The organism is Corallococcus exercitus (assembly GCF_003611585.1).
Lineage (GTDB): Bacteria > Myxococcota > Myxococcia > Myxococcales > Myxococcaceae > Corallococcus > Corallococcus exercitus.
On the sequence record NZ_RAVW01000514.1, the window covers coordinates 1 to 6,178 of the forward strand.

General features: G+C 71.8%; 5 protein-coding genes and 2 tRNA genes. 5 read left to right on the forward strand and 2 right to left on the reverse strand.

Annotated elements, in window-relative coordinates; genetic code table 11:
- Positions 1–418: 418 nt before the first annotated feature.
- Positions 419–1,162 (reverse strand): tetratricopeptide repeat protein, encoded by a 744-nt coding sequence (locus D7W79_RS37305; protein WP_120530034.1) that lies wholly within the window; start codon positions 1,160–1,162, stop codon positions 419–421.
- A 99-nt stretch (positions 1,163–1,261) separates the two neighbouring features.
- Here D7W79_RS37305 and D7W79_RS37310 point away from each other — a divergent pair.
- The 5 genes from D7W79_RS37310 to D7W79_RS37330 all read left to right on the forward strand — a co-directional run bounded on the left by D7W79_RS37310 (position 1,262) and on the right by D7W79_RS37330 (position 4,094).
- Positions 1,262–1,347 (forward strand) — tRNA-Leu (locus D7W79_RS37310).
- Positions 1,348–1,437: 90 nt separating this feature from the next.
- Positions 1,438–2,103 (forward strand): response regulator, encoded by a 666-nt coding sequence (locus D7W79_RS37315; protein ID WP_120530035.1) that lies wholly within the window; start codon positions 1,438–1,440, stop codon positions 2,101–2,103.
- Positions 2,104–2,118: 15 nt separating this feature from the next.
- Positions 2,119–3,498, forward strand: a complete 1,380-nt coding sequence (locus D7W79_RS37320; RefSeq protein WP_244222187.1) for an RsmB/NOP family class I SAM-dependent RNA methyltransferase — start codon at positions 2,119–2,121, stop codon at positions 3,496–3,498.
- 60 nt (positions 3,499–3,558) lie between these two features.
- The gene (locus D7W79_RS37325; RefSeq protein ID WP_120530036.1) at positions 3,559–3,957 is read left to right on the forward strand and encodes a hypothetical protein; all 399 of its coding nucleotides are present in this window, start codon (positions 3,559–3,561) and stop codon (positions 3,955–3,957) included.
- Positions 3,958–4,021: 64 nt separating this feature from the next.
- A tRNA-Ala gene (locus D7W79_RS37330) sits at positions 4,022–4,094 on the forward strand.
- Positions 4,095–4,166: 72 nt separating this feature from the next.
- Here the strand turns inward: D7W79_RS37330 and D7W79_RS37335 are convergent.
- Positions 4,167–6,178: hybrid sensor histidine kinase/response regulator (locus D7W79_RS37335; protein WP_120530037.1), on the reverse strand; the 2,012-nt coding region annotated here is incomplete at its 5' end.

Consider the following 6,178-nt stretch of genomic DNA (forward strand, 5'->3'; position numbering starts at 1 on the left):
TATAAGAGACAGCCCATCCAAACTTCACCCGAGACCTCCGGCTGCCAAGCCCGTCCGCCTCCGCGGGGGCTTTGGGAACCAGCCGCCCCGGTCGCCCGCGTGTCCCTGCCCGAGAGCAAGCCCTGTGCCCCGCGACTCACGCGGCGGCCGGCCTCTTTTCAGGGGGTTGCATGAGGGTCGGCGCGACAGCCAACAAGGCGACCGGAAGACGTTGCAGCGTCGGTGCGGCGCGCACGGTAGGAATTGCCGACGCGGGGCCGCTCCGGAGGGTCATCCGGAAGGGGGGTGGAGCGGCTGATCCGTTGAAAACTCCCCGGAAGCGCGCGCGAAGCGGCGCCATCGACGGGATCGCGGCGGGCCGCGAAAGGGGACCCGGGCGCCATTGCGGTGGCGCCGGGCCATCACTTCCCCCGGAACTTCAGCGCCGGTGGGTGAACTGCACGCGGCGCCCGCCCATGGGCGGCATCACCGGCGGGGCCTCCAGGCCGAACTGCCACCAGAGCGGCTCGTAGGGCTTCATCTTCAGGCGCTTGTCATTCTGCAGCTGGGCGAGGCTCCCCTTGAGCTTCTCGTCGGAGGGGTTCTGCTCCACGCCGCGCGCGAGCACGCGCTGGGCCCCGTCCTTGTCCTTCAGCTGCAGGAGGCACCACGCGTACACGGCCCAGACGATGGATTCCTTCTTGCCGCTCTTCACCGCGGCCTCGAAGGACGCCTTCATGGCGGGCACGTCGTTGCGGCGGAAGTGCAGGGCGCCCTCCATGGCCTTGGCCATGTAGTTGCGGCCGCTGGCCTTCTCCAGGTGGGGCTTCGCGCCGTCCAGGTCCTTCACCATGTACTTCAGCATCCCGATCTGCGCGTGGAGCTCCGGCCCGATGAGGAACTGCCACTTGTCCCAGACGAGGCCCTGCTCCAGCGTCTTCACGGCCCGGTCCACGCGCCCCTGGGCTTCCTTCTGGTTGGCGGGCTGGCCCTGGAGATCATTCTGCACCGTCGTCATCAGCGCCTGGACCCGGGTGGAGACCCGGCGGGCGAGCACGATGTAGGTGGCGAAGAAGACGATGACGCCGGGCACGATGCCGGCCCACCAGGAGAAGCCGCCGGCGAACTTCACCAGCACGCCGACCGCCAGCCCGACGGCCAGGGAGATGAGGAGGTTGTACATGCGCTGCCCCTTTAGCGGTGTGCGTGGACCACCGCAATCTTCGGATGCACACGAACCGAAGGCGCGATATACGTTCGGCCGCCTCGCTCACACCCAAGGGGCCCTCTGTCGAAATTGGTAGACGAGGCGGACTCAAAATCCGCTGCGGCTGACCCCGCGTCCCGGTTCGAGTCCGGGGAGGGCCATCCTCAAACGCAGACCCGGCGCCCGAGATGCCGTCTTCCGGGCCGCCCGAACGTGAAAGCGCTCCCCTGTCCGCCGCGCTGGAAGACGCGATGAAGGTCTTGCTCGTCGAGGATGATCCGAGCCTCCGCGAAGGAATGGGGGAGCTGGTCTCCGAGCTGGCGGACGTGCAGGCGGTGGGCACCCTCGACGAAGCGCTGCGCGCCCTGAAGGCGGACCGCTTCGAGCTGGTGATGACCGACATGCGCATCGCCGGCGGGCACACGGACGGCCGGGGCGTCCTGGAGGCCGCGCGCCGCCAGCGTCACCCGGTGGCCATTGTCAGCGCCGCCGGCCCGGACGAGGTCGCCCAGGTCCTGCACCCCTCGGAGCCGGACGCACTGCTGATCAAGCCCTTCCAGGTGGACGACATCCTGGGGCTGGTGGAGCGCTTCCTGGAGCTCAAGCGCCAGGTGGTCGCCGCGGCCGGGGAGCCCCTATCCGGGGATGCGCCGGACTGGACGGAGCCTTCGCCCGGGGTGCGCTGCGCGGGGGCGACCCCGGACAGCGCCCGGATGTGGCTGCGGCTCTCACCGGAGGCCTCCCTTCCCTGGAGCCGTCCCCAGGATGCCCACGGCGTCCTCCTGGTGGAGGGCGACCTGGAGCTGGACGGGGAGCGCTATGCCGCGCCTTGCTACCTCTTCCTGTCGCAGGGCGCGGCGCCCCGGCTGAAGACGCGGGCCGGTGCGCTGGCCGTGTGCGTGCCGCTGCGCGGCTAGGCGACGAGGTCACCCGTGGACATCCCTCTCTGGCCCACGCCGCATGAGCCGTCACGCCTGGGGCGTCCGTCCCGGCGCGCGGCCACCGCGGCGCTGGAAACGCACATCGCCGTCCTCAAGGGCGAGCCGCTGAAGGCCGCGCTCGCCACCGCGCTGCGGGAGGCGGAGGGGCTGGGCGGACAGGAGCGGCGCTTCGTGGCCATGGCGGCGCGCGAGCTGTCCCGGCACCAGCGCCTGCTGGACCTGGCGGCGCGGCAGCTGGGGCACTCGCCCGGCAAGCACGTGCTCACGGAGGACCAGGCGCTGGTGCGCTACACGCTCTGGCGGCGCCTGTTCTGTGGCGAGGGCTGGGCGCGCATCGGGCCGGAGGTGAAGCTGCCGGGGCCGGTGCGGCCGCGCACGCTGCATGACGCGGTGCTGGAGGGGCTCGTCACGAAGCCCCTCGCGGAGCCTCCCCCGGCGGAGGGCCCGGAGTCCGTCGTCGAGCGGCTGGCCACCCGGTACTCGTTCCCGGGGTGGCTCACGCAGCGGCTGTCGCAGGTGTATCCGGAAGGGACGCTCGCGGGGCTGATGGCGTCGCTGGACGAGGAGCCCTCGCTGCACTTCCGCGCGCGGCCTCCGGGGACGCGGGACGCGGTGCTCGCGGCGCTGGCGGAGGAGGGCGTGGCGGCGGAGGCCGTGCCCTGCGCGCCGGACGCGCTGCGCGTCGCGGACGCGAGCCACCGCATCTTCGAGTCGAAGACGATGAAGGCCCGGCGGCTCCAGGTGCAGGACGTGGGCAGCCAGCTCATCGTCCTGGCGTGCCTGCCGCCCGGGGCGACCCTGGCGGGGCTCGCCGTGGCGGACGTGTGCGCGGGGGCCGGCGGCAAGACGCTGGGGCTGGCGGACCTGGTGGGCGCGAAGGGGAAGGTGCTCGCGGGAGACCGCTCCAAGCGGCGGCTCGCGGACGCGCGCGACCGGGTGCGCGAGTTCGGCCTCAAGCAGGTGGCGTTCCCGCACCCGGTGCCGCTGGACGCGGTGGACGTGGTGCTGGTGGACGCGCCGTGCAGCGGCACGGGGTCCCTGGCGCGCGAGCCGGATCAGAAGTGGAAGCTGTCCGCGAAGGCCATCGCGGAGTTCCAGGCCACGCAGTCCACGCTGCTCGCGGAGGTAGCCGCGCAGGTGAAGCCCGGAGCGCGCATCGTCTACGCCACGTGCTCCGTGCTGCCGGAGGAGAACGACGCGGTGGTGGAGGGCTTCCTCCAGAAGCACCCGGGCTTCGCCCTGGAGCCGGTGGGGGAGGAGTGGGCGCCGGAACTCCAGGTGGGGGTGGACGGCCCCTACCTGCGCGCCCTGCCACCCCGGGTCCCCGGCGGGGGCTTCTTCGCCGCCCGGCTGGTCCGCAAGGCGGGTTGACAGTCGGCGAGCCGCCACGCTACGCACGAACGACCTTCTCCTCTCCCGAGGGTGACAGCCGTGGCGGCAGATCCGAAGCAGTCCGAAGTCATGCAGCAGATCAACGAGGCCTTCCAGGCGGCCGAGGCCAAGCTGGCCAAGCTGCGGGAGGCCGTTGAACGCAACACGGAGCTGGCGCGGGCCAACGGCAAGGCGGCCTTCCTCAAGGACAAGAAGGAGCAGACCCACCGCGAGCTGGGCGAGGCCGTCTGGCAGGCCGTGCAGGCAGGCCGGCTGGAGCTGCCCCCGAGCTTCGCCCGGCTGCTCCAGTCCATCGCGGCGGCGGAGAAGGCGGCGGCGGATCACGCCGCGTCCCTCACCGACCTGCTCCGGGAAGGAGAAGAAGTGGCGGACCGTTTGAAGGTAAAAAGCGTCGCGAAGCCGCAAAAAGTTGTGGCATCGGGAACGAAGAAGCCGTAGAAGTCGCGCCGCCTCACGGCACGGACCGCCCCCCACGGCGGACCGGGCAGTACGCAGCAAAGAAGGGGCTATAGCTCAGCTGGGAGAGCGCTTGAATGGCATTCAAGAGGTCACCGGTTCGATCCCGGTTAGCTCCACACTGATTTGAGAGAGGCCCGCGAGAGAAATCTCGCGGGCCTTTTGCTTTTGGGGCGCTGCCCCGGCGGGCGCTACCGGCTCGCGGGGACCTCGACCGCCGCCGGGACGTGGCGGGGCAGCCGAACGGTGAACGTGGTGCCCGCTTCGGCGGTGGACGTCACGGTGACGGTGCCGCCGTGGGCCTCCACCAGCTGCTTCACGATGTAGAGCCCCAGGCCGATGCTCCGGCTGCCGTGGTCGACCTCGCCGCTGGCGCGCTGCAGCGGCTGGAAGAGCAGGCCCTGCCGCTCCGGGGGGATGGGGGCTCCCTCGTTGTGAATGGACAGCGTCACGGCGTCGTCCGTGCCGTAGGTCTCCACGAGGACGGCGGTGTCCCGGGGGCTGTACCTCAGCGCGTTGGTCACCAGGTTCTGGGCCATCTGCCCCAGCCGGTCGGGGTCCCACTCGCCCAGGCCGCTGCCGCCGCGGCGCCGGCGGATCTCCCGGTCCGGGTGCGTGGCTTCAATCTCCTCCAGCACGCCGTCCACGATTTCATGCAGATCCGACGGGCGGCGCTGGATGCGCAGCCCGCCGCCCAGGCGCGCCTGGGTGAAGTCGAGCAGGTCGCGGATCATCCGGTGGGCCCGCTCCGCGGCGGACTGGATGCGGCTGACGGCCTTGGTGCTGCGCTCGTCCAGCTCCTCGCGGCGCATCAGGCTGGCGGCGCCCAGGAGGATGGCGCTCACGGGGTTGCGCAGGTCGTGGCTCACGATGCCGATGAGCTGCTGTTCGAAGTCCGCGCGCTGCTGCTGCTGGGCCTGGGCCTGGCGCAGCTCGTGGACGTCCATGGAGGTGCCCACCCACTTCACCACCCGGCCCTCCGCGTCCAGGACGGGCAGGGCGCGCACCAGGTGCCAGCGGTACTGCCCGTCCCGGTAGCGCACCCGGTGCTCGGCCTGGAAGCGCTCGCCGCGCTCCAGCGCATCCATCCAGATCTTGCCGCTGGGGGCCATGTCGTCGGGGTGGATGACGCGCCGGTAGCCCCGGTCCAGGAACTCCTGCGCGGACACGCCGGTCCGCTCCGCCAGCACGTTGTTCACGTAGGTGAACGCGCCGTCCGGGGTGGTGACGAAGACGGCCTCGGGCAGCGCCTCCGCGAGCGTGCGGAACTCCTCCTCGCTGCGGCGCAGGGCGTCGTCCGCGGCCTTGCGCTCCGTGACGTCCTGCATGGCGCCCACCATGCGGATCGCCGTGCCGGTGGCATCGCGCACCACCCAACCCCGGTCCTCCACCTGGGCATAGGTGCCGTCCTGCCGGCGGAAGCGGTACTCAGCGCGCCAGTCGCTGCCCTCGGGCGCGTCCGCGATGGCGTGGAGGCTTTCGATGGCCTGCTGGCGGTCCTCCGGGTGGACGGCGTCCGTCCACCAGTCCAGCCCGGAGGGCACCGAGCCGACCGGGTAGCCGAAGAGCGTGTGGATGCCCTCGCTCCAGGACAGCTGCTGGGTGCGGATGTCCAGGTCCCAGACGGCGTCCTTCGTGGCCCGGGTGGCCAGCCGGTAGCGCGTCTCCGACAGCTGGAGGGCCTGGAGCAGCTCCTCCCGCTGGGCGCGAGCCCGCGCGGCGTTCACCGTCCCCTCCAGGCGGGCCACCAGCTCGCGCACGCCGAAGGGCTTCACCAGGTAGTCGTCCGCGCCGGCGTTGAGGCCCTCCACCTTCGCCTCCTCGCCCGCGCGCGCGGACAGCAGGATGACGGGGATGTGGGCCGTGCGCGGATCCGCTTTCAGCTCGCGCAGCAGGCCGAAGCCATCCAGCCCCGGCATCATCACGTCCGACAGCACCACATCCGGTGGACGCTCCCGCGCTGCGTCCAGCGCGGAGCGCCCGTCCGCCACGGCCGTCACCGTGAAGCGGCCCTCCAGGGACCGCCGGATGTAGTCGCGCATGTCCGCGTTGTCGTCCGCCAGGAGCACGTGGCCCCGCACGACTCCCGGCGACGTCTCCGGGACCGGCACGGGAATGGGCAGCTCGTCCGTCGCGTCCGACAGCCACTGGGCCGCCTCGTGGACGAAGACCTCCGGGTTCGGGGCCCAGGCGGGCCCCTGGG